Annotated in this window: 20 protein-coding genes; 10 read left to right on the forward strand and 10 right to left on the reverse strand. The window is 68.2% G+C overall.

The window, feature by feature from the left end; all coding sequences use genetic code 11:
• Positions 1 to 274: 274 nt before the first annotated feature.
• The 5 genes from P7L68_RS26740 to xth all read left to right on the forward strand — a co-directional run bounded on the left by P7L68_RS26740 (position 275) and on the right by xth (position 6,588).
• Entirely contained in the window at positions 275 to 1,738 is a 1,464-nt protein-coding gene (locus P7L68_RS26740) for an APC family permease (protein WP_372002859.1), read from the forward strand.
• A gap of 93 nt (positions 1,739 to 1,831) precedes the next feature.
• Positions 1,832 to 3,754, forward strand: coding sequence for a primary-amine oxidase (locus P7L68_RS26745; protein ID WP_372002861.1), 1,923 nt, complete (start codon positions 1,832 to 1,834; stop codon positions 3,752 to 3,754).
• A 46-nt stretch (positions 3,755 to 3,800) separates the two neighbouring features.
• Complete coding sequence (locus P7L68_RS26750) at positions 3,801 to 4,508, forward strand: sulfite exporter TauE/SafE family protein (protein WP_372002862.1); 708 nt, start codon at positions 3,801 to 3,803, stop codon at positions 4,506 to 4,508.
• A gap of 179 nt (positions 4,509 to 4,687) precedes the next feature.
• Positions 4,688 to 5,698: an AraC family transcriptional regulator gene (locus P7L68_RS26755; protein ID WP_372002864.1), complete on the forward strand. Its 1,011-nt coding sequence runs from the start codon at positions 4,688 to 4,690 to the stop codon at positions 5,696 to 5,698.
• An 83-nt stretch (positions 5,699 to 5,781) separates the two neighbouring features.
• A complete protein-coding gene (gene xth / locus P7L68_RS26760) occupies positions 5,782 to 6,588 on the forward strand; it encodes an exodeoxyribonuclease III (protein ID WP_372002866.1) in 807 nt (268 codons plus the stop codon).
• Positions 6,589 to 6,649: 61 nt separating this feature from the next.
• On the opposite strand, the gene P7L68_RS26765 is transcribed toward xth, so the two are convergent.
• From P7L68_RS26765 to P7L68_RS26805, 9 genes are all read right to left on the reverse strand, one after another.
• Entirely contained in the window at positions 6,650 to 8,146 is a 1,497-nt protein-coding gene (locus P7L68_RS26765; RefSeq protein ID WP_372002868.1) for an ABC transporter substrate-binding protein, read from the reverse strand.
• Between the two features lie 208 nt (positions 8,147 to 8,354).
• On the reverse strand, positions 8,355 to 9,668 hold the full coding sequence (hslU, locus tag P7L68_RS26770) for an ATP-dependent protease ATPase subunit HslU (protein WP_372002870.1): 1,314 nt from the start codon (positions 9,666 to 9,668) through the stop codon (positions 8,355 to 8,357).
• Positions 9,668 to 10,228 carry an ATP-dependent protease subunit HslV gene (hslV, locus tag P7L68_RS26775; RefSeq protein ID WP_372002872.1) on the reverse strand — a complete coding sequence of 187 codons (561 nt, stop codon included), beginning with the start codon at positions 10,226 to 10,228 and terminating at the stop codon, positions 9,668 to 9,670. The genes hslU and hslV overlap by 1 nt, the downstream gene beginning before the upstream one ends.
• 111 nt (positions 10,229 to 10,339) lie before the next feature.
• Positions 10,340 to 12,010 (reverse strand): MFS transporter, encoded by a 1,671-nt coding sequence (locus tag P7L68_RS26780; protein WP_372002874.1) that lies wholly within the window; start codon positions 12,008 to 12,010, stop codon positions 10,340 to 10,342.
• A 96-nt stretch (positions 12,011 to 12,106) separates the two neighbouring features.
• Entirely contained in the window at positions 12,107 to 12,820 is a 714-nt protein-coding gene (locus P7L68_RS26785) for a hydrolase (RefSeq protein WP_014746866.1), read from the reverse strand.
• 55 nt (positions 12,821 to 12,875) lie between these two features.
• Positions 12,876 to 13,706, reverse strand: coding sequence for an alpha/beta fold hydrolase (locus P7L68_RS26790; protein WP_372002877.1), 831 nt, complete (start codon positions 13,704 to 13,706; stop codon positions 12,876 to 12,878).
• Positions 13,707 to 14,445: 739 nt separating this feature from the next.
• Positions 14,446 to 14,898: an N-acetyltransferase family protein gene (locus P7L68_RS26795; protein WP_372002879.1), complete on the reverse strand. Its 453-nt coding sequence runs from the start codon at positions 14,896 to 14,898 to the stop codon at positions 14,446 to 14,448.
• A gap of 4 nt (positions 14,899 to 14,902) precedes the next feature.
• Positions 14,903 to 15,826, reverse strand: coding sequence for a DMT family transporter (locus P7L68_RS26800; protein ID WP_372002881.1), 924 nt, complete (start codon positions 15,824 to 15,826; stop codon positions 14,903 to 14,905).
• Complete coding sequence (locus tag P7L68_RS26805; protein WP_372002883.1) at positions 15,823 to 16,527, reverse strand: GNAT family N-acetyltransferase; 705 nt, start codon at positions 16,525 to 16,527, stop codon at positions 15,823 to 15,825. The genes P7L68_RS26800 and P7L68_RS26805 overlap by 4 nt, the downstream gene beginning before the upstream one ends.
• Positions 16,528 to 16,640: 113 nt before the next feature.
• Between P7L68_RS26805 and P7L68_RS26810 the strand changes: the two genes are divergently transcribed.
• Positions 16,641 to 18,044 carry a PLP-dependent aminotransferase family protein gene (locus tag P7L68_RS26810; RefSeq protein ID WP_372002885.1) on the forward strand — a complete coding sequence of 468 codons (1,404 nt, stop codon included), beginning with the start codon at positions 16,641 to 16,643 and terminating at the stop codon, positions 18,042 to 18,044.
• Here the strand turns inward: P7L68_RS26810 and P7L68_RS26815 are convergent.
• Positions 18,041 to 18,979 (reverse strand): LysR family transcriptional regulator, encoded by a 939-nt coding sequence (locus tag P7L68_RS26815; protein WP_372002887.1) that lies wholly within the window; start codon positions 18,977 to 18,979, stop codon positions 18,041 to 18,043. The two genes, P7L68_RS26810 and P7L68_RS26815, sit on opposite strands and share 4 nt — an antisense overlap.
• Positions 18,980 to 19,116: 137 nt before the next feature.
• Here P7L68_RS26815 and hisB point away from each other — a divergent pair, with 137 nt between their 5' ends.
• The 4 genes from hisB to hisA all read left to right on the forward strand — a co-directional run bounded on the left by hisB (position 19,117) and on the right by hisA (position 21,822).
• On the forward strand, positions 19,117 to 19,722 hold the full coding sequence (hisB, locus tag P7L68_RS26820; protein WP_372002889.1) for an imidazoleglycerol-phosphate dehydratase HisB: 606 nt from the start codon (positions 19,117 to 19,119) through the stop codon (positions 19,720 to 19,722).
• Between the two features lie 40 nt (positions 19,723 to 19,762).
• Positions 19,763 to 20,221: a DUF2628 domain-containing protein gene (locus P7L68_RS26825; protein ID WP_372002891.1), complete on the forward strand. Its 459-nt coding sequence runs from the start codon at positions 19,763 to 19,765 to the stop codon at positions 20,219 to 20,221.
• A gap of 139 nt (positions 20,222 to 20,360) precedes the next feature.
• The gene (gene hisH / locus P7L68_RS26830; RefSeq protein WP_372002893.1) at positions 20,361 to 21,005 is read left to right on the forward strand and encodes an imidazole glycerol phosphate synthase subunit HisH; all 645 of its coding nucleotides are present in this window, start codon (positions 20,361 to 20,363) and stop codon (positions 21,003 to 21,005) included.
• 85 nt (positions 21,006 to 21,090) lie between these two features.
• Positions 21,091 to 21,822 carry a 1-(5-phosphoribosyl)-5-[(5-phosphoribosylamino)methylideneamino]imidazole-4-carboxamide isomerase gene (gene hisA / locus P7L68_RS26835; protein ID WP_372002895.1) on the forward strand — a complete coding sequence of 244 codons (732 nt, stop codon included), beginning with the start codon at positions 21,091 to 21,093 and terminating at the stop codon, positions 21,820 to 21,822.
• Positions 21,823 to 21,870 lie beyond the last annotated feature (48 nt).

The raw sequence follows: 21,870 nt of genomic DNA on the forward strand, positions 1-21,870 counted from the left end.
CACAGATCCGCCGTTTGTAAAGTTGCTTCAATCACAGTTTGCCGCCGCAGGACCAAAGTCGGGGGCAGATTGAACCCGCGGGCGCAGCCACATCGCACCCGTCCGACCCTCGCGTTCATGATGCAGCGCGGCAAATTGTCGCTCGATGTCAAGTGACCGGGCGCCGAAGGCCCCAGGCTCGTGGATGAACATCGCAAACGACGCCGACCACGGCGCAAGGCATGTGGCACGGGACACGCGGGGAGCGGGTCGCCGGGCCGCAGACGGGGGTCTCATGTCCACGATCACGGAAGCATCCGGTGCCAAGGGCCCGGCTGCGCCGGCGGCCGGCTCGCTGCGCCGCGACGCCGTCGGCGTCTCGCACATCGTCTTCTTCGTCCTGGCTGCTGCGGCGCCGCTGACCGCAGTGGTCGGCGCCTCGCCCGCGGCCTTCGCCTTCGGGAACGGCGCCGGCGTCCCCGGCACCTATCTGCTGGTGGGGGCACTCTATCTGCTGTTCGCCGCCGGCTTCACCGCCATGAACCGCTTCGTCAGTTCGGCCGGCGGCTTCTATCCCTTCATCGCCGCCGGCCTCGGCAAGCCGGTCGGCGTGGGCGGCGCGCTGATCGCGCTCGCCACCTACAACGCCATCGACATCGCGGTCTTCGGCCTGTTCGGCTTCTTCATGGCCGATACCACCGGCGGCCTGCTGCCCTGGTGGGCCTTCGCGCTGGCACTGGGCATCGCCGTTCATGTCTGCGGCATGCGTCGGATCGAGTTCAGCGGCCGGGTGCTCGGCATCTGCATGGCCGCCGAGATCCTGATCCTGCTGGTGCTGGACCTCGCAATCGTCGCCACCGGCGGTGGCCCTGAAGGCTTCACCGCCACCAGCTTTGCCCCCGCCACCATCGCCGGCGAGGGGCTGGGCATCGGTCTGGTCTTCGTCGTCGCCTCGTTCATCGGCTTCGAAGCCACCGTCATCTTCGGCGAAGAGGCCCGCGATCCGCGGCGGACCATCCCGATCGCCACCTATGTGGCGGTGGTGGTGATCGCCTGCTTCTATGCCTTCTCGACCTGGGCGATCACCCAGTATTACGGCCCGACCGCCATCGTCGCCGCCGCCACCGAGCACACCGCGACCCTGTTCTTCGATGCCTCGGACGCACTGCTCGGCCCGGCGGTGACCACGATCATGAACCTGCTGCTGATCACCAGCCTGTTCGCCTGTGCCCTGTCGTTCCACAACACCATCAACCGCTACTTCTTCGCCATCGGCCGCGAAGGGCTGGCCTGGGCCGGCCTTGCCCGCACCCATATCGATCACCAGTCTCCCCATGTGGCAGGGCTGGTGCAGACCGGTCTTGCCATGGCTGCGGTGATCCTGTTCGCACTCTCGGGTCTCGACCCTTTCGCCGTGGTCTTCGCCTGGATGAGCACCTTCGCCAGCATCGGCATCCTGGTGATGCAGATCCTGGTCTCGCTGTCGGTGCTGGGCTTCTTCCGCAGCGACGCCCGCGGCGTCCGGCTCTGGAACAGGGCGATCGCGCCGGCGCTTTCGGGGCTCGGGCTCGCCGTCTGTCTCTGGCTGGTGATCGCGAATGTCGAGCTGGTCAGCGGATCGGATTCAAGCCTGGTCGCCGCCTTCCCGCTGCTGATCCTGGTGATCGGCGGGCTCGGCATCGCCTTCGCCCTCAGCCTGCGTGTCCGCAGGCCCGCCGTCTATGCCCGCATCGGCAAGGCCTTCGAAGAGATCGCCTGACCGGCTCTCCGCCCCCGCAATCCCCCGCGCCCGCACACCCATTCCCCGCCCTCCGCGTCTCTTTTCGACGTCACGCCTTCAGGAGTTCGCCCCATGGATTGCTGCCACGGCCAGGCCACCCGCACCCTCGACGTGCTGCACCCGCTGCGTCCGCTGTCCCCCGAAGAAATCCGCAAGGCGGTCTCGATCATCCGCACCCGGCCGGACCTGGCCGGGCTCGCCATCGAGACCGTCGAACTGAAGGAGCCCGACAAGGCCGCCTATCGGGCCGGCAGCGCCGTCCCGCGAGAGGCGCGGGTCAACCTGTTCAGCCTGCACCGGCTGGGCGTCACCCGCACCGTGGTCGACCTGGATGCGGGCGCCGTCACCGCCGTCACCGAGGCGCCCGATGCCCGGCCGATGATCCAGCTGGAACAGTTCATGGCGATTGAGGACATCGTGAAGGCGAGCCCCGATTTCGTCGCCGCCTGCGCGAAGCGGGGCATCACCGACATGGCGATGGTCTGCGTCGACCCCTGGTCGGCGGGCAATTTCTCGGTGCCGGGAGAGGAAGACCGCCATCTCTGCCACACCTTCGCCTGGCTGCGGCTGCGCGAAAACGAGAACTTCTACGCCCATCCGATCGAGGGCGTGAATGCGGTCGTCGACCTGAAGACGCAGGAGGTGATCCGGGTCGACGATTACGGCGTCGTGCCGGTGCCGATGGGGGAGCACAATTATGAATCCCAGTTCCGCGACAGTTTCCGTCCGGCACTGAAACCGCTCAACGTCGTTCAGCCCGAGGGTGTCAGCTTCCGGCTCGACGGTCCCGTGCTCAGCTGGGACAAATGGTCGCTGGTGGTGGGCTTCAATGCCCGCGAATCGCTCACGCTCCACGACATCCGCTATGACGGCCGGCCGATCATCCACCGCGCCTCGCTGGTCGAAATGGTCGTGCCCTATGGCAGCCCCGATAACGGCCATTTCCGCAAGAACGTGTTCGACATCGGCGAATACGGCATCGGCAAGCTTGCCAATTCGCTGAAACTCGGCTGCGACTGCCTGGGTGCCATCGAATATCTCGACGTCCATCTCGCCACCATGAGCGGCGAAGTGATGACGATCGAGAAGGCGATCTGCATCCACGAAGAAGATTCCGGCCTGCTCTGGAAGCATTGGGACTTCCGCACCGAACGCGCCGAGGTGCGGCGGGCGCGCAAGCTGGTGGTGTCGTGCATCTGCACGGTCGGCAATTACGAATATGCGCTCTACTGGTACTTCCATATCGACGGCACGATTGAGTTCGAGATGAAGGCGACCGGCATCATCAACACCGCCGCCTGCATCCCCGGCCAGCCGCCGAAATATGGCCGCGAGGTGGCGCCGGGCGTGGTCGGCCATATCCACCAGCACATCTTCTGTGCCCGGCTGGACATGGCGGTCGATGGTGATGCCAACAGCTTCGTCGAGTGCAACACCTATGCCGAGGCGCCGGGCCCCGACAATCCCTATGGCAATGCCTTCTACGAGGCCCAGACCGTGCTGAAGACCGAGCTGGAGGCCTGTCGGCGGATCGAACCCGCCACCCATCGCTATTGGAAGGTGATCAACCCCGGCCGGCTGAACCATGCCGGCACGCCGGTCGCCTATAAGCTGGAACCTGGCCATTGCGTCACCCCCTTCGTCCATCCCGACAGCCCCTCGGGAAAACGGGCGGGCTTCGTGCAGAACCATGTCTGGGTCACCGCCTATGATGCGGAAGAGCGTTTCCCGGCGGGCGAGCATATGAACCACTCGACCGGCGCCGGCGGCCTGCCCGATTTCGTGCGGCAGGACCGGCCGATCGAGAATGCCGACATCGTGCTCTGGCATGTCTTCGGCCTGCACCACCCGGTCCGGATCGAGGACTTCCCCGTCCAGCCCTGCGTGATGACCGGCTTCAAGCTGATGCCGTCCGGCTTCTTCAACGGCAATCCCTGCATCGACATGGCGCCCGAGACCAACGCCGCCAGCTGCTGCGCCCACGCCTCCGCTTAAGGCGCAGGGAAGGGAAGGGGAGAGGTAGAGGGAGAGGGAGAGGGTCATGGCCGTTCTGCCGACCTTCATGGGCGGGCTGCTGCTGGGGCTGGCCGGCAGCCTGCATTGCGCCGGCATCTGCGGCGGCATTGCCTCGGCCACCCTGCTCGCCGCCCGGCCCGCCGCCACGGCGCGCGGCCGGGCCGGGGCGCTTCTCCGCATCCAGTCGGGGCGGGCGCTCACCTACACTCTGGCCGGCGCCGTGGCCGGGACCGGCTCGGCCGGGGTCGCCGGGCTGCTCGATCTGGCCGGCGCCAATCAGCTGCTCAGGATCGCGGCGGCGCTGAACCTGCTCTGGCTGGGGGCCGCCCTGGCCGGCATCGGCCGGGGGCCCCGGCTGCTCGACGGCCTGGCACGGCGGGCGGGTGCCGCCGCAGCCGGGCTGCTGCCGCAGCCGGTTCCGGCCGGCCCCGGTATCCGCGCCGTCGCATTGGGGGCGGTCTGGGGGCTGATGCCCTGCGGCATGGTCTATGCCGCCCTGCTCACCGCCCTGCTTGCCGGATCCGCCACCGGCGGCGCGCTGGTGATGGCGGGCTTCGCCCTCGGCACCATGCCGGCGGTCGCCGCCGCGGCACTCGGGGCGGGCGGTCTCATCGCCCGGGCCCGCCATGGCGCACCACGGCTGCGGCTGGCGGCGGGTGTCGGTCTGGGTCTGATCGGCCTCGTCACCCTGGCGGTGCCGCCCGCCCTCCTCACCGAAATCTGCCTGTTTTAGATGCATTATTCCTGGAATCATTCTGAATGACCAAAAACAGGGCAAATAAGTCCGGAGAATCGGCCCCGCCCGGCGGTTTTATCCCGCAGTTCGGGCCGTTCTCTCGCCTCTCGAAATAACGGTACGTATTTTGCAAGACGAGATGGCCCCCGACTCCGAATAAAACGAGAGTCCGGCCCATGATCTCGCCCCATCACTTCGGCACCATCACCTCGGGCGCCATTGACGGACTGACCTCGATCATCAGGTCGAAAGGCGGCAGGCCCGAAGAGGTCTATGCCCGGATCGGCCTGCCGGCCGATCCGGGCGACACCGAGGTTCTGCCGCTCGCCAGTTTCACCGCGACGCTGGAAGCCGCAGCCGCCGATACCGGCTCCACCACCTTCGGGCTCGATTACGGCCGGGTCTTCGACATCCGCCGGCTGGGTGGGGTGGGAGAGGTTTTCCACTGCGATCTGACCGTCGGCGGCGCGCTGGAAAAGTTCTGCCGCTATCTGCCCACCGCCCAGGACAACACCCGGGTCCGGCTTGAGGTTGCGGGCGATCTTGCCCGGCTGTCCTACGAGATCGAGGATCCGACGGTGCATGAACGGGTTCAGGACGCCAATTTCACCCTGGCGCTGCAACATCATGTGGTGGCCTGGCTGGCCGGGCCGCGCTTCCGGGCAAGCCGGGTGGAGTTCCGCCATCAGCCCCAGGGCGATGCGCCCGACTATCGCCACCATTTCGACTGCCCGGTCCGCTTCGGTGCGCGGGAGAACGCGCTGCTCTTTCCCGCCCACTGGCTGGATGCCGCAATCCCGACCGCCGATCCCGGCCGCTGCCGGCGGGTGGAAGACGATCTTGCCCGCCGGATGGCCCGGCACACCGCCCGCATCGATTTCACCGCCGGCATCGAGGCCTGGATGGTCGAGGCGCTGCATCGCGGCACGCCGATCGAACTGCCGTACCTCGCCGCCGATCTGGGCATGAGCCCGCGCACCCTGCAACGCAAGCTCGATGCCGTGGGTGTGGCCTTCGCCGATCTCCGCAACCGGGTCCGGCTGCGCCTTGCCCGGGCCATGCTGACCGGAACCCGCATGCCGGTCACCCAGATCGCACTGCATCTGGGCTATAGCGAAACCAGTGCCTTCACCCGCGCCTTCAAGGCCATGACCGGCCAGTCACCCGCCGCCTTCAGGGCGGCATAACTCCGGATCGCCGGCTGCCGGGCTTGTTTCCGGCAGCCGGGTCCGCGAAGATCGGCGACCCGTCCTTGCCGGAGACCCCGCCGATGACCGACCGCCTGCGCCTGATCACCTGGAATATCAATTCGCTGCGGCTGCGCATGCCGCTGCTGGGCCGGGTGGTCGAGGAGACCCGCCCCGACGTGGTCTGCCTGCAGGAGACCAAGGTCGACGATGCCAACTTCCCGCTGGAGGCCGTGAAGGCGCTGGGCTTCGCGCATGTCTCGTTCCGCGGCGACAAGGGCTATAACGGCGTCGCCATCCTGTCGAAGCGACCGATCGAGCCCGCCGGCCACCGGTTCTGGGGTGGCGTCGAGGATGCCCGCCACATCTCGGCCCGCCTGCCCGACGGTATGGTCGTGCACAATTTTTACGTGCCGGCCGGTGGCGATGTACCCGACCCCGAGGCCAACCCCAAATTCGCCCACAAGCTGCGTTTCCTGGACGATCTCACTGCCTGGGGGCCTGAAATCGCCGCCAGCACCGCGCCGCGGATCATGGTCGGCGATCTCAATATCGCGCCGCTGGAAACCGATGTCTGGAGCCACAAGCAGCTGCTGAAAGTGGTCAGCCACACGCCTGTCGAGGTCGAGAAGCTGGACGCCGTCCAGGCCGCCGGCGCCTGGGTCGACGTGGTCCGCCAGGTCATCCCGCCCGAACAGAAGCTCTATTCCTGGTGGTCCTACCGCGCCCGCGACTGGGCCGCCGCCGACCGCGGCCGCCGGCTCGACCACATCTGGACCGATGCGACCCTGGCCCCCCGGGTGCGCGGCGCCCTGGTCCTGAAAGAGGCCCGCGGCTGGGAACAGCCCTCCGACCATGTGCCGGTGATGGTCGACATCGATCCGGCCTGATCCGGCAGGGCCGCCGGACGGGACGCAGAACGCCCGTCCGGCAGGGATTCGAGGAATGTCCTCAATCCGCCCAATACATGTCGGTCAGCGGGGTGATCAGCTCCGGCGCGTTCTTCCAGTAGCCGCGCAGCTTCGCGTCGTAGACGCCGGCCTGGGCCAGCTGGAACAGGAAGCCGTGCACGGCATCATCGGCCAGTTTGGTCTGCAGGCCCTTCAGCTTTTCGATCTGCTGCTGCGGATCGACCGTTTTGCGGAAGTCGTCGTACATCGCGCGGAATTCGGGGCTGTCATAGCCGTAGAAGTACTCCGTGCCCTTGATGTAGTTCGACAGGTCGCGCGGCGAGACATGCGCGATGATCGTCATGTCGTAGAGCTTCTTCTTGTAGACCTCCGACAGCCAGAACGGGAATTCCACGTTCGCCAGCTGGACGCGGATGCCGCCGGCGGCCAGCTGTTCGCGGATGATCTCGCCAGAACGACGGGCATAGGGCGGCGGCGGCAGCTGCAGGGTGGTCTCGAAGCCGTTCGGGAAGCCGGCCTCGGCCAGCAGTTCCCTGGCCTTGGCGACGTCATGGGGATAGCGGCCGGTCAGGTCGACATAGGCCGGGTTGTGGGGCGGGAAATGGCTGCCGATCGGGGTGCCGTAGCCCGACATGGCCCCGTCGACGATCTCCTGGCGGTCGAGCAGATGGCTGATCGCCCGGCGCACGCGGATGTCGTTGAAGGGCGGCTTGGCGTTGTTCATCGCCAGGATGACCTCGCCCTCGGTCGTGCCCGAGACAACGACGAAGCGCTTGTCCTGCTTGAACTGCTCCAGCGTCTCGGGCGCCGGGATCACCGGGAAGGCGTTGATGTCGCCCGAGAACAGGGCCGCCGCGGCGGTGTTGGGATCGGGGATCACCCGGAAGCTCACCTCGCGCAGCTTCGCATTCGCCGCCAGCCGGTTGGCGTCGTTGCGCTCCAGCACCACGCGATCGCCGCGCACCCATTCCTTCACCTTGTAGGGGCCGGAGCCGACCGGGGTGGTCTTGTTGCTGGCGGCCGTGTCGGGATGCACGATCGCCGCATCGCCCATCGCCAGATTGGCGAGGAAATAGGCGTCCGGCTCCTTCAGCCGGATGACCACGGTGGTGGCATCCGGGGTCTCGATACCGGTGATCAGCGCGAAGATCGTCTTGCTGGGATTGGTGCTGTCCGGCGCCATCGCCCGTTCGAAGGCGAATTTGACGGTAGAGGAATCGAGAGGCTTGCCGTCGGTGAAGGTCACACCTTCATTCAGCTTGAAGGTATAGACCGTGCCGTCCGGCGATACGTCCCACGACTTCGCCAGCAGCGGCTGCACCGTGCCGGTCTGATCGGCAGTGGTCAGCGTCTCGAACACGCTCCGGGTCAGGATGGTGTCGATCGACGCGGTGGCGTCCGACGTCGGATCCAGCGAGGTCGGCTCCTGCTGGATGCCGATCACGAGGGTATCGCGGGGGGCGGCCTCGGCCGCCATGACTGCGCCGAACACCGCGAAGGCGGCGACCACGGCAGCTTTAAGCGTGCGACGGTGCATGCGGATGCGATCCTGTTCTTGTCTGCAGCCTGAAGACGGCGGCAACGCCGGGGGAGTGCCGGTGAGCCAGAGAATGGTAGCGGATCGCGACGGAAGTTCTGCAAAAATATGACAGTTATATGACAGCACCCGCATCGATCCTTTCGATGCGGGCGCCGTTTGGATCCAGAATATTACCCGCCGGTTGCGACCGGCGCCATCCCTGGTATCAGAGGATGAACTTCGACAGATCGGCATCGCGCGAGATGCCGCCCAGCTGCTTCTCGACATAGGCCGCGTCGATCGCGACCGTCTGGCCGGAATGGTCGGTTGCGCCGAAGCTCACCTCGTCGAGCAGCCGTTCCATCACCGTATGCAGCCGGCGGGCCCCGATATTCTCGACACCGCGATTGATCTCGGCGGCGATGTCGGCGATGGCGGCGATGCCATCGGCCTGGAAGTCGAGCGTGACGCCTTCGGTGCCGAGCAGGGCGGCATACTGGCGCACCAGGCTCGCCTCGGGCTCGGTCAGGATCCGGACCAGATCGTCGCGCGACAGCGCTTCCAGCTCCACCCGGATCGGCAGACGGCCCTGAAGTTCGGGCAGAAGGTCCGAGGGCTTGGCGACATGGAAAGCGCCCGAGGCGATGAACAGGATATGGTCGGTCTTGACCGCGCCGTGCTTGGTGGCGACCGAGGTGCCCTCGATCAGCGGCAGCAGGTCGCGCTGCACGCCTTCGCGGCTGACATCGGCCCCGCTGCGGCCTTCGCGGGCGCAGATCTTGTCGATCTCGTCCAGGAAGACGATGCCATTCTGCTCAACCTGGGCCAGCGCGGTGCGGGTGATGTCTTCCTGGTCGAGCAGCTTGTCGCTCTCTTCGGTCAGCAGCAGCTCCATGGCCCGCTTCACCGCCAGCTTGCGTCGTGCCTGACGGCCGCCGAACATCTTCGACATCATGTCCGACAGGTTGACCATGCCCATCTGGCCGGGCGGCATGCCGGGCACCTCGAAGGCCGGCGCCGCGACCGAGGCCTCGGCGACCTCGATCTCGATCTCGCGATCGTCGAGCGTGCCTTCGCGCAGCATCTTGCGGAATTTCTGCCGGGTGTCGGCATTGGCGTTCTCGCCGACCAGCGCGTTCAGCAGCCGCTCTTCGGCGCCGAGTTCGGCCCGGGCGCGGACATCGCGCCGGCGCTGCTCGCGCACCTGGACCAGCGCCACCTCGACCAGATCGCGGACGATCTGTTCGACATCGCGGCCGACATAGCCGACCTCGGTGAACTTGGTCGCCTCGACCTTCAGGAAGGGCGCGTTGGCGAGCTTGGCCAGCCGGCGGGCGATTTCGGTCTTGCCGACACCGGTCGGGCCGATCATCAGGATGTTCTTGGGCAGAACCTCCTCGCGCAGACCTTCCGGCAGCTGCTGGCGGCGCCAGCGGTTACGCAGCGCCACGGCCACGGCCCGCTTGGCCTGGCCCTGGCCGACGATATAGCGGTCGAGTTCCGAGACGATCTCGCGCGGGGTAAAGGCGGGGGTGTCCATCACGCGGTCTCCAGCGTCTCGACGACGACTTCGTGGTTGGTGTAGACGCAGATGTCGGCCGCAACCTTCATCGACTTGCGGGCGATGGTCTCGGCGTCCAGACCTTCGATATCGGCCAGCGCCCGGGCGGCGGCCAGGGCATAGGTGCCGCCGGAGCCGATGCCGATGATGCCGTCCTGCGGCTCCAGCACGTCGCCATTGCCGGTCAGCACCAGCGAGACTTTGGCATCGGCCACGGCCATCATCGCCTCCAGCCGGCGCAGATAGCGGTCGGTGCGCCAGTCCTTGGCCAGTTCCACGCAGGCACGCGCCAGCTGCTTCGGGTGCCGTTCGAGCTTCGCTTCCAGCCGCTCGACCAGCGTGAAGGCATCCGCCGTGGCGCCTGCGAAGCCCACGATCACGCTGCCGTCGCCGATGCGCCGCACCTTGCGGGCATTGGCCTTCATCACCGTCTGACCGAGCGACACCTGCCCGTCACCCGCGATCACCACCCGGCCGCCCCTGCGCACCGAGAGGATCGTGGTGCCGTGCCATGTCGTCGTCGTCTCGCCGTTGCTCATCGTCTGCAGAGCCTGTCCTCGATGGGAGGCCGGCGGGATCGATCACCGCCGGAATGCCCGCTCATGTGGTCGAGATCGGCCGGGCGGTCAAGAGCAACCGCCCGGGAGGCGTCAGTCGTGATGGTCATGGCCCATGGCGGGCAGGGGCTCGTCGCGGGAATCCGCCCCCACCAGATGCCGCACCGCAGGTGGAGTGTCGCCCTTGTGGAACCGGTTCACCCCGGCCTGAAGGTCGGCATCGGCACGGGTGACCCGGCGGTGATGGCGCAGATGTTCCAGCCACGAGGCGGCGAAGAAGATCTCTTCGAAACGGGTCGGATCTTCCGCATCTTCCAGCACCCGCCAGCCGAAAGCACCGTCGCGGCGGCGGATGCGGGCGAGTTCGTGGACCGCTTCGAGGAAGGCGCGGCGATCGGCCGGATCGATCCGGTAGGCGATGCTGACCAGCACCGGGCCGCGATCGCCCGGAACCGGCGCCGCCGAGACCGGATCCGGCCAGTGGCGCGAGGGGGTTAGATCGTCGGTGCCCGCTGGCAGCTTCACCAGCCGGGCGAGGGCAAGGCCGGCAAGGCTGCCACCGATGGCGGCGATGACCAGCGCCACCTCGATCCCGGCGCTCTGGGCAACCAGGCCCCAGACCGTGGAGCCGGCGGTCATGGCGCCGAAGAACACCATCAGATAGACCGCAAGACCGCGGGCCCGCACCCAGTCGGGCAGGGTGGACTGGGCCGCGACGTTGAGCGTGGTCAGCACCGCGATCCAGGCGGCACCCGCCACCGCCAGCGCGCCGGTCGCCGCCCAGCGATCCTGAACCAGCGCCAGGACAAGGGTGACCAGCGCAGTCACCAGCGTACCGCCCGGAACCAGAACATGGCCCGGCAGTTTCAGCTTGGGCAGGGCGACAGCACCCGCCACCGCACCGGCGCCGATTGCGGCCAGCAGCACGCCATAGCCCGCGGCATCGACCATCAGCCGCTCCCGGGCGATCAGCGGCAGCAGCGCCCAATAGGCCGAGGCGAAGAGGAAGAAGCCGCCGGCCCGGAGCAGCACCCGGCCGAGCGCGCGGGAGCCCGCGGCATAGCGCAGCCCCGCCCGCATTGCCGGCAGAAAGCTTTCGGGCGGCAGGTCCGATGTCCGGGCCGGGCGCCGCCAGAGCAGGAACACCCCGACCACCGCCAGATAAGAGATGGCATCGAACAGATAGGCGGCGGCAACGCCGGCGGTGGCGACGATCAACCCGCCCAGCGCCGGGCCGATCGCCCGCGAGATGTTGAGCCCCAAAGAGTTCAGGGCGACGGCAGAGCGCAGTTCGCCGCGGCCGACCACCTCGGGCACGATCGCCTGAAAGGCGGGGCCCGACAGGGCGGCGCCGGCGCCGGCCACCAGGATCAGCACCAGCAGCAGCCCCGGCGACATCAGCCCCAGATGGGCCGAGAGGGTCAGCGCGGCACCGACCACCAGCAGGCCCGACTGCACCGTGATGAGCAGCCGTCGCCGGTCGACGATGTCGGCGAGCGCACCCGCCGGGACCGAGAGCAGGAAGACCGGCAGGGTGGTGGCGGCCTGAACCAGCGAGACCAGCAGCGGCGAGGGCGAGAGGTCGGTCATCAGCCAGCCCGAGGCGACATCGCGCACCCAGGTGCCGGTGTTGGAGACCAGCGCCGCCAGCCAGATGGCGAGGAACACCCGGTTGCGCAGCGGCGCCCAGGCACCGGGGGCGGCCGATCCGGCGGCGCCCGATCCGGGGGAGGCATCGGATGGGTCGGTCCGGGTGGTGGCCATGGGCTCGGTCTCCCTTCGGAAAGAAGACGGGCCGGCCGGGGCCTGGAGGCTCCGGCCGGCCCGGGGTGGATCAGGCGGCGTCGGGCGAGGGGGGCGTCACGCCGGCTTGAAGGGGGTGGCGGGGACATGGGTCGCCGGCACCGGATCGAGGGTGGGGCCGTGGGTCACCCGCTCAGGCGCGCCATGGACCATGGTGTAGGCGTAGTCGACGCCCATGCCATAGGCACCGGAATGCTCCTTCACGATCGAGATGACCGCGTCATAGGTCTCCTTGCGGGCCCAATCGCGCTGCCATTCCAGCAGGACCTGCTGCCAGGTCACCGGCACCACACCGGCCTGGATCAGCCGCTGCATGGCATAGTCGTGAGCCGCCTTGCTGGTGCCGCCCGAGGCATCCTCGACCATGTAGATCTCGTAGCCGCCGTCGAGCATCGCCGAAAGCGCGAAGGTGGTGTTGCAGACCTCGGTCCAGAGCCCCGAGACCACGATCTTGCGGCGACCGGCAGCGGCCAGCGCGTCACGGACCTTCTGGTCGTCCCAGGAATTCATCGAGGTCCGTTCCAGGATCGGCTGTTCGGGGAAGACCGAGAGCAGTTCCGGATAGGTGTGGCCCGAGAAGCCCAGCGTCTCGACCGAGGTGATAGTGGTCGGCACCCCGAAGACCTTCGCCGCCTTGGCCAGGCCGACGACATTGTTCTTCAGAACCTGGCGGTCGATGGACTGCACGCCGAAGGCCATCTGCGGCTGCTGGTCGATGAAGATGAGCTGGCTGTTCTGGGGGGTGAGGACTTCGAGCTTCGCGTTCGACATGACCGTCGTCTCCTGAGTTTTTCTGTTGGTGGGGGTGGGAAAGACAGGAGCGGGATCAGCTCTGCAGGAAGGCGAGCATGTCCTGGTTCAGGCGGTCGGCATGGGTGTCGGTGATGCCGTGGGGGCCGCCTTCGTAGACCTTGAGCTCCGCATGGGGCACCAGACGCTTCGAGGCCCGGCCGGCGGCGTCGATCGGCACGATCTGGTCGTCATCGCCATGGACGATGAGCGTCGGCCGGTCGAACTTCTTCAGGTCTTCGGTGAAGTCGGTTTCCGAGAAGGCCTTGATCGAGTCGAAGGTGTTCTTGTGGCCGCCGGTCATGCCCTGGAACCAGAAGGCATCGATCATGCCCTGAGAGGGCGTGACGCCCGGGCGGTTGAAGCCGAAGAAGGGGCCCGAGGCGATGTCCTGGTAGAGCTTCGACCGGTCGGCCAGGCTGCCGGCGCGGATCCCGTCGAAGACCTCGATCGGCAGGCCGCCGGGATTGGCCTCGGTCTTGAGCATCAGCGGCGGCACCGCCGAGATCAGGCCCAGCTTTGCAACCCGGCCGGTGCCGTGACGGCCGACATAGCGGGTGATTTCACCACCGCCGGTCGAGAAGCCGAAGAGCGACACGTCGTGCAGGTCCAGGGCCTGGATCAGCTGGGCAAGGTCGTCGGCATAGTGGTCCATATCGTTGCCGTCCCAGGGCTGGCTGGACCGGCCATGGCCGCGGCGGTCATGGGCGATGACCCGGTAGCCGGCATCGGCCAGGAACATCGCCTGGCGGTCCCAGCTGTCCGCATTCAGCGGCCAGCCATGGCTGAGGATCACCACCGGGCCGTCCTTCGGGCCCCAATCCTTGTAGTGGATCTCGACATTGTCGCGGGTCAGGATGCTGGGCATGACACGTTTCCCTCTGAAGAAGCGCAAACCGGTCCCGTTGCGGCCGTGAAGATTTTGCGGCCGGAGGCGTGATCGCGGTGATGTTTCGTTGAGCGGAGAGGCCGGGATCCCTGAAGTCACGGCCATATTCCCGGCCGATCGGGATCGGAAAATTTCTCTGTGAGAGGCAGTCCCGGAAGAAGTGTAACCCAATTCTGTTTCGTCTTCGGGTCTGTCTCGTCGTTGTTCCGTGTCTTCAGAATAGCCGGATAAGCCCGAACTGCAAATTGCGATGCTGCAAGACAATCCTTGCAGAAATGCCGTTGAACCGTGTTCCCGCATGCCCGAACGCAAACGGCCCGCCCCCCGAAATCCGAGGCACGGGCCGTCTGTTCAGAAGCCTCCCGAAGAGGCCGCACCCGCCCGGCGAGGGCTACGGGATCAGACGTCAGAGACAAGCCCCGCACCCGCACACCCGTGCGGGTGCAAGCCGCCATTGCGGCGGCGGCCAAGGGCGCGGCAGCGCCCGCCCGGCGAGGGTCACAGGGTCAGACGTCAGAGACAAGCCCCGCACCCGCACACCCGTGCGGGTGCAAGCCGCCATTGCGGCGGCGGCCAAGGGCGCGGCAGCGCCCGCCCGGCGAGGGCCACAGGGTCAGACGTCAGAGACAAGCCCCGCACCCGCACACCCGTGCGGGTGCAAGCCGCCATTGCGGCGGCGGCCAAGGGCGCGGCAGCGCCCGCCCGGCGAGGGCCAAAATCAAAGACTCTTCCGGTACTGCACGAAGCCCGACCGGTCCGCGACCTTGTCGTAAAGCTGCATGGCGGTGGTGTTGGTCTCGTGCGTCAGCCAGTAGACGCGGGCGCAGCCGGCCGCGTGGGCGATGTCGTAGACATGCCCGATCAGCCGGCGCCCGACGCCACCGCCGCGGATGTCGGCTGCGACGAACAGGTCCTGGAGGTAGCAATAATCGCCGGTCGTCCAGCAGGAGCGGTGGCGGATGTGATGCACCAGCCCGACCGCACGATCGCCCTGCCAGGCGAGCGCCCCGCCCATGGGTTCGGTCGGATCCAGCAGCCGCGCCCAGGTGACGGCCGAGACCTCGTCGGGGATGTCGGTCTGATAGAAACTCTGATAGCCGCGCCAGAGCGGCATCCAGGCGGCGTGGTCGGCCGGCCCGAGCGGCCGGATGACGATATCGGTGGCGGTCATGGGGTCAGGGCCTCGAACGGAAGCGTGAGAAGAGGGTTGCAGGGGCAAGGGCGGCCAGGGCCGCGAGCGAGATGAGGGCAAAGCCGGCAAGATCGGTGGCATCGGGCCGCTCGCCCAGCAGCAGAACCGAGGCCACGACGCCCACCGCCGGCACCAGCAAGGTGCCGAGGCCGGCAACGCTGGCCGGCAGCCGGGCGACCGCCTGAAACCAGAGCAGATAGGCGAGGGCCGAGCCGATCAGGGTGTTGTAGGCAAGACCCAGCGCCGGCAGCAGATGCAACCCGTCACCCGTCTCGGCGCCGTCGAGCAGGAAACCGATCGTCACCGCCACCGTCCCCGCCACCAGCTGCCAGGCGGCGATGGCAATCGGATGACCCTGGATTCCTGCCCGTTTGAGCCAGACCGTACCCGCCGCCCAGCTGACGGCGGAACCGAGCGCAAAGACCACGCCCAGCGGCAGGCCTTCCGCCATCAGCGGCTGCATCAGCACGGCGAGGCCGGCGATCCCGAGCACAAGGGCTGCGATCCGCCGCCGGTCCAGCCGCTCGCCCAGGAACAGGCAGGCGAGGGCCGTTGCCCAGATCGGCATCGTATAGGCGCAGATCGCCGTGCGGCTGGTGGAGGTGCCGAGCTGGGCGAAGGCCGCCAGGATGCCGAAGCCGCCGGTGTTGAGCAGGCCGGCGATGGCCAGATCCAGCCGCTGGCGGCGACCCTCGATCCGCAGGCTGACGCCACGCCTGCGGGCCACCGCCATCAGCACCGCGGCGGCACAGCCGAACGACACCACGCGCAGCGCCCAGGGCGACAGATCCTGAAGCGCCAGCCGGCCGGCCGGCCAGTTCAAGCCCCAGACCACCGTCACCAGCAGCATCGAGGCACGGGCGGCAAGATCGGTGCGCGGGCCCTCCGCCCTGGCAGCGGTGGTCACGAAACGTTCAGCCGCGTGCGCTGCCGGCCCTCCGCATCGAAATTTGCCGGGTCGAGCCAGGCCAGATAGCCGGGCTTCAGCCGCGACCAGTCACCATCGGTCATGCCGAACCAGGCCGTGTCGCGATTGGCGCCCTTCACCACCATGTGCTGGCGGAAGATACCCTCGAAACTGAAGCCGAAGCGCTCGGCCGCCCGCCGGGACGGGGCGTTGTCGGCATTGCACTTCCATTCGAAGCGGCGATAGCCCATCCGGAAGATCAGATCGGCGAACAGGAACAGCGCCTCGGTCGCAACCCGGCTCCGCGCGATCGCCGGTCCCCACAGGATGCTGCCGATCTCGATCACGCCATGGGTGGTGTCGATCCGCATCAGGGCCTGGCGGCCTTCGGCACGGCCGGTCGCGCGGTCGATCACCGCAAAGAACAGCGGATCGGTCTTCGCCTGCGCCGCCTCTGCCCAGGCCTGAAAGGATGCCGCGTCCACGGGTGGTTCCTCGAACAGATAGCGGAAGCGCGCCTCCGCTCCCGGAGCGGCCGAGGCCTCGAACAGCGCCGCCGCATGGATGTCGGCATCGAGCGGTTCGAGCCGGGCATAGCGCCCTTCGATCGGTGCCCGGTCCGGGCGCGGCACGCCCGTCCAGGTCGACAGATCGCGGGCGCCGGAAAAATCACGGGAGGCAGGCTGGTCGGTGGCGGTCATGGCGCAAGCGTTCCACAGAATGATCCGGTTTCTGAAAATTGCGCCGTCGACAGGTCCGATGTAAACGTCCACTTCCAGGATATCAGGCAGACCAATTGTGAAGGGGGCGGGCAATGGCGGCGATTCCGGCCTGGCTGGCGCTGGACCGTGCGGCCGGTGATCTGGAAGGGCAGATCTATCGCAGCCTCCGCGACCGGATCCTCGACGGCCGGCTGACTGCGCCGCAAAGCCTGCCGCCCAGCCGCGCGCTCGCCGCGGCGCTGGGTGTCGCCCGCTCCACCGTGGTCAATGCCTATGACCGGCTGAAGGCCGAGGGCTATCTGGAGGGGCGCCCCGGCTCCGCCACCCGGGTGGCCGCAGTGGTGCCGCGCCCGACGGCACCGGCGGCCGCCGCCGCCATCGCACCGGCACCCGGGGCCGGCGCGCCACGCCACCGCTTCTCACCGGGCGTGCCCGATCTCGGATCCTTCCCCTATGCCGACTGGGCGGCCTGTCTCAGATCGGCGGCGCGATCGGTCCGCGCCGCCGATCTGGGCTATGCCGGCACCGCCGGCCTGCCGGAACTGCGCGCGGCGATCGTCGACCATGTCGCGGCGATGCGCGGTGTCTCGGCCACCCCTGAACGTGTGCTGGTCCTGCCCTCCACCCGGGCGGCCGTCGATCTTCTTGCGCGGGTGCTGCTGCCGCCGGGCGGCACGGTGTGGATGGAGGAACCGGGCTATGCCTCGGCGCGTGCGGTGTTTCAGGCGGCAGGTGCCCGGCTGGTGCCGGTCGCCTGCGATGCCCAGGGGATCGATGTCGCCGCGGCCGCAGGGGCACCGCCGCCCGGGCTGATCTACACCACCCCCTCGCACCAGTATCCGACCGGGGTCACCATGACCCTGCCGCGCCGGCTGGCCCTGCTCGATCTGGCACGCATATCGGGGGCCGTGGTGGTGGAAGACGATTACGACAGCGAATTCCACTATGCCGGCCGGCCGATCGCCGCCCTGCAGGGCATCGACCGGGCCGGGGTGGTGGTCTATCTCGGCACTTTCTCCAAAACCCTGGCCCCGGGGCTTCGCGTCGCCTACCTGATCGCTCCGCCCGCCCTGCTGCCGACGCTGGCAGAGGCCCATCGCCGGGGCGGTGCCGCGGTCTCGGGCCATGTTCAGGCGGCCCTCGCCCGCTTCATGCGCGACGGAAGGCTGCGTGCCCATCTCAGACGGATGATCCCGGCCTATGCCGAACGCCGGGCCGCGGTCACGACGGCGCTGGAGGCCCGCCTCGGCCATCTGCTGACAACCGGCCCCACGGCGGAGGGCGGGTTGCAGCTCGCCAGCTGGTTCCGCGACCCCGCCACCGACGATGCCGCCGCCGCCCGCCGGCTCGCCGCCGAAGGCTACGGCCCTGAGCCGATGTCGGGCTTCCATCTGGGCCCGCCACGGCCGGGCCTGCTGTTCGGCATCGCCGATGTCGACCCCGCCCGCATCGATGCCGCCATGGCCCGCATCGCGGCCATCCTGGAACGCCGCTAGCTGCCGCCATGCCCTTCGATGCCACGCCCTTCAATGAACGGCCGGCGCTTCGTCAGCGCTGCCGCGCAATACTCCAGAAAGACATGCACCCGGCCGGATTTGCGCAGATCCGGATGGGTCAGCAGCCAGAGCCCGTCCGACAGGCTGTCCTCGGCAGGGGCGAGGCGGGCAAGATCGGGCAGGGCATCGCCCACCAGGCAGGGCAGCCAGCCGGCCCCCAGCCCCGCGACCAGCGTGGCCGCCATGCCCTGCACCGTGTTGGTCCGGAACACGATCCGTTCCGCCGGCACCTGCGCCTGCAGATGGCGATTGGCCTTCAGCCCGACCAGTTCGTCGCAATAGGCGGTCCAGGCCAGATCCTCGGGCACGCAACCGCCCGCCTCGTCATGGGCCCGGCGCTGGCGATAGGGTGCCCAGGCGATCCGGGCCACGCGCCGGCCGACCAGATTTTCGGGCGGATCGTCGGTCGCCCGGATCGCGACATCGCTTTCGCCGCGGGCGAGGTTGAGCGCGCTGTTGCCGACCACCACCTCGACCCGCGCCCCCGGATGCAGGGCGGTGAAGCCGGCCAGCACCGGCGGCAGCAGCCAGGTGGCGAAGGTATCGCTGGTCGCGATCCGGATCTCGCCGGCCTCGTCCTGGTCCTGACCGGTGATCCGCCGGGTGACAGCGACGATGTCGACCTCCAGCCGCTGGGCCAGCGCCACCAGCTCTTCACCCGCCGGGGTTGCGACATAGCCGCTGCGCCGGCGTTCGAACAGCGGCCGGTCGAGCACGGCCTCGATTTCGCCCAGGCGGCGGAAGGCGGTGGAGGTGTTGATGCCGATCCGGCTGGCCGCCGCCGCCAGGTTGCCGGCTTCCCCGATCACCTTCACGATGCGCAGATCGTCCCAGGACAGTTTTTTCAGCGGGTCGTTCAAGAGCGGGTCTCGCATCGCAGACGGGTCACCCGCATCATAGCGCGCCCTGCGGCTGCCTGTGAATTTGCACCGCAACGAATTTCAATTGGGTTTTCCCGCGGAATTTCATACATCTACACCGCACCTGCGGCGACGACCCCAGTGGAGACGAGATGAGCCAGCGCACCGCCACGATCACGCGCAACACCCGTGAGACGCAGATTTCCGTGACCGTCGATCTCGACGGCCAGGGCCGCTATGACGTGAAGACCGGCATCGGCTTTCTCGACCACATGCTGGAGCAGCTTTCGCGCCATGGCCTGATCGACCTCACCGTGCGTGCCGAAGGCGACCTGCACATCGATTTCCACCACACCACCGAGGATACCGGCATCGCCATCGGCGAGGCGGTGGCCAAGGCGCTGGGTGACCGGCGCGGCATCACCCGCTACGCCCATGCCTATATCCCGATGGACGAGACCCTGACCCGGGTGGCGCTGGACCTTTCCAACCGGCCCTATCTGATCTGGAAGGTGAATTTCACCCGCGACAAGCTGGGGGAGATGGATACCGAACTCTTCAAGGAGTGGTTCCAGGCCTTCGCCCAGGCGGCCGGTGTAACGCTGCACGTGGAAAATCTCTACGGCGAGAACAATCACCACATCGTCGAGTCGTGCTATAAGGGTCTGGCCCGGGCGTTGCGCCAGGCGATCTCGATCGACCCGCGTGCCGCCGGCTCGGTGCCCTCGACCAAGGGCGTGCTCGGCGGCTCGCTCTGACCTCTTCCGTCCGTCACACCCTTCCCTCATCCCGAAGCCCATGCGCATCTATTCGGTTCACGTCCCCCCTCTGGTCAGCCCGGTCGACCGCGCCCGCGTCGTCGCAGAAGGCTTTTCGTGGGCGGCCTTCGTGCTGGGTGTGCTCTGGGCGCTCTGGCACCGGCAATGGGCGGCGGCGGCGGTGATCCTGGTCGGCGGCATGGTGCTGGCAGGCATTCTGGGGGCGCTCGGCGCCGGAGAGGCCACCGTCACCATCGCGACCGTGGCGGTGCAGGCGATTTACGGCGTCGTCGCCAACGACCTTCGCCGCCGGCGCTATGACCGTCTGGGCTGGCGCGAGATCGGCCCGATCGCCGCCGATGATGCGGACGAGGCGCTCTATAAGGCCGCGATCCTGCATCGCGACGCCGCCATCCGCCGTGATGCGCGCGGCTACGACCAGGGAGGGCGGGGTCCCGCTCCCGGTGCCTTCGGCCACGCCGGGGGCCTTGGCGCCTGAGGGCCTGACGGTCCCGGCGCCCGGGCCCCGAAACCAGACCGGTCGCGCCCGCAGGAAGCGACCACGGCCTCTGTGCCGGTCCCCCGCCCGGCTGTCTGACCCGGCCACGACCAAGTCTGGCCCCTACCCGGAAGCACCCATGAACATCGTCGTCATCGATTACGGCTCCGGCAACCTCAGGTCTGCCGCCAAGGCCTTCGCCCATGCCGCAGACGAGGCCGGGATCGCCGCCGAGGTGCTGGTAAGTGCCGATCCCGCCCGCATCCTGGCGGCCGACCGGCTGGTCCTGCCCGGCCAGGGTGCCTTCGCCGACTGTCGTGCCGGGCTGGATGGCGCCGACGGCCTCGCCGAGGCGCTGACCGAGGCGGTCACCACCCGCGGCACGCCCTTTTTCGGCATCTGCGTCGGCATGCAGCTGCTCGCCACCAGCGGCTTCGAGCACCGCATCACCCCGGGGCTCGACTGGATCGGCGGCCGGGTGGAGGCGCTGGCGCCGTCGGATCCGTCGCTCAAGATCCCCCATATGGGCTGGAATGCGCTCGACTTCGAACCGGGCCGCCATCCGGTTCTGGAGGGGGTGGAGCCCGGCGCGCATGTCTATTTCGTGCACTCCTACGCCATGACCGTCGATGATCCGGCGCATCTGCTCGCCACCGCCGATTACGGCGGCCGCGTGACCGCGATCGTCGGCCGCGACAACCTGATCGGCACCCAGTTCCACCCGGAAAAGAGCCAGGCGGTGGGCCAGCGGCTGATCGCCGGCTTCCTGCGCTGGCGGCCCTGAGCGGTCCGGGCATGAGCAGCCCGGTCCGCACCGGTCAAAGATCCCTTCCTTGCGACTTCCGCGACTTCGACAGGACCAGAGCCCCGTGATCATCTATCCCGCCATCGATCTGAAGGACGGCGCCTGCGTGCGCCTGGTGCAGGGCGACATGGACCGTGCCACGGTCTTCGCCGACGATCCCGGCGCCCAGGCCGCCCGTTTCCGCGATCAGGGCTTCGCATGGCTGCATGTGGTGGATCTGAACGGCGCCTTCGCCGGCCGGCCGGTGAACGCGGCCGCGGTGGAGGCGATCGTGAAGGCGGTGGATCTGCCGGTGCAGCTGGGCGGCGGCATCCGCGATCTCGCCACGGTCGAGGACTGGCTGTCCCGGGGTCTCGCCCGCGTCATCCTGGGCACGATCGCGGTGCGTGATCCGGCGCTGGTGCGCGAGGCCTGCCGGCTGTTTCCGGGCAAGGTCGCGGTGGGCATCGATGCCCGCGACGGCATGGTCGCGGTCGAAGGCTGGGCCGAGACCTCGACCATGAGCGCGGTGGATCTGGGCCTCGCCTTCGAGGATGCCGGTGCCGCCGCGATCATCTACACCGATATCGGCCGCGACGGCACGCTTCAGGGCCATGATGCCGAACAGACCGCGCGTCTGGCCGAGCGGCTGACCACCCCGGTGATCGCCAGCGGCGGCGTCGCCTCGATCGACGACATCCGCGCGATCAAGGCGGTGGAATCCCGCGGTGTCGCCGGTGTCGTTACCGGCCGCGCGCTCTATGACGGCCGGCTGGATCCCGCCGCGGCCCTGGCCGTCGCTGCCGGCCGCGCCTGATCCGACCCTGCCTTCTTCCCAAGCGGACGTCCCTTTCCTGCCGAGGAC

This window comes from Tistrella mobilis, assembly GCF_041468085.1.
Classification (GTDB): domain Bacteria; phylum Pseudomonadota; class Alphaproteobacteria; order Tistrellales; family Tistrellaceae; genus Tistrella; species Tistrella mobilis_A.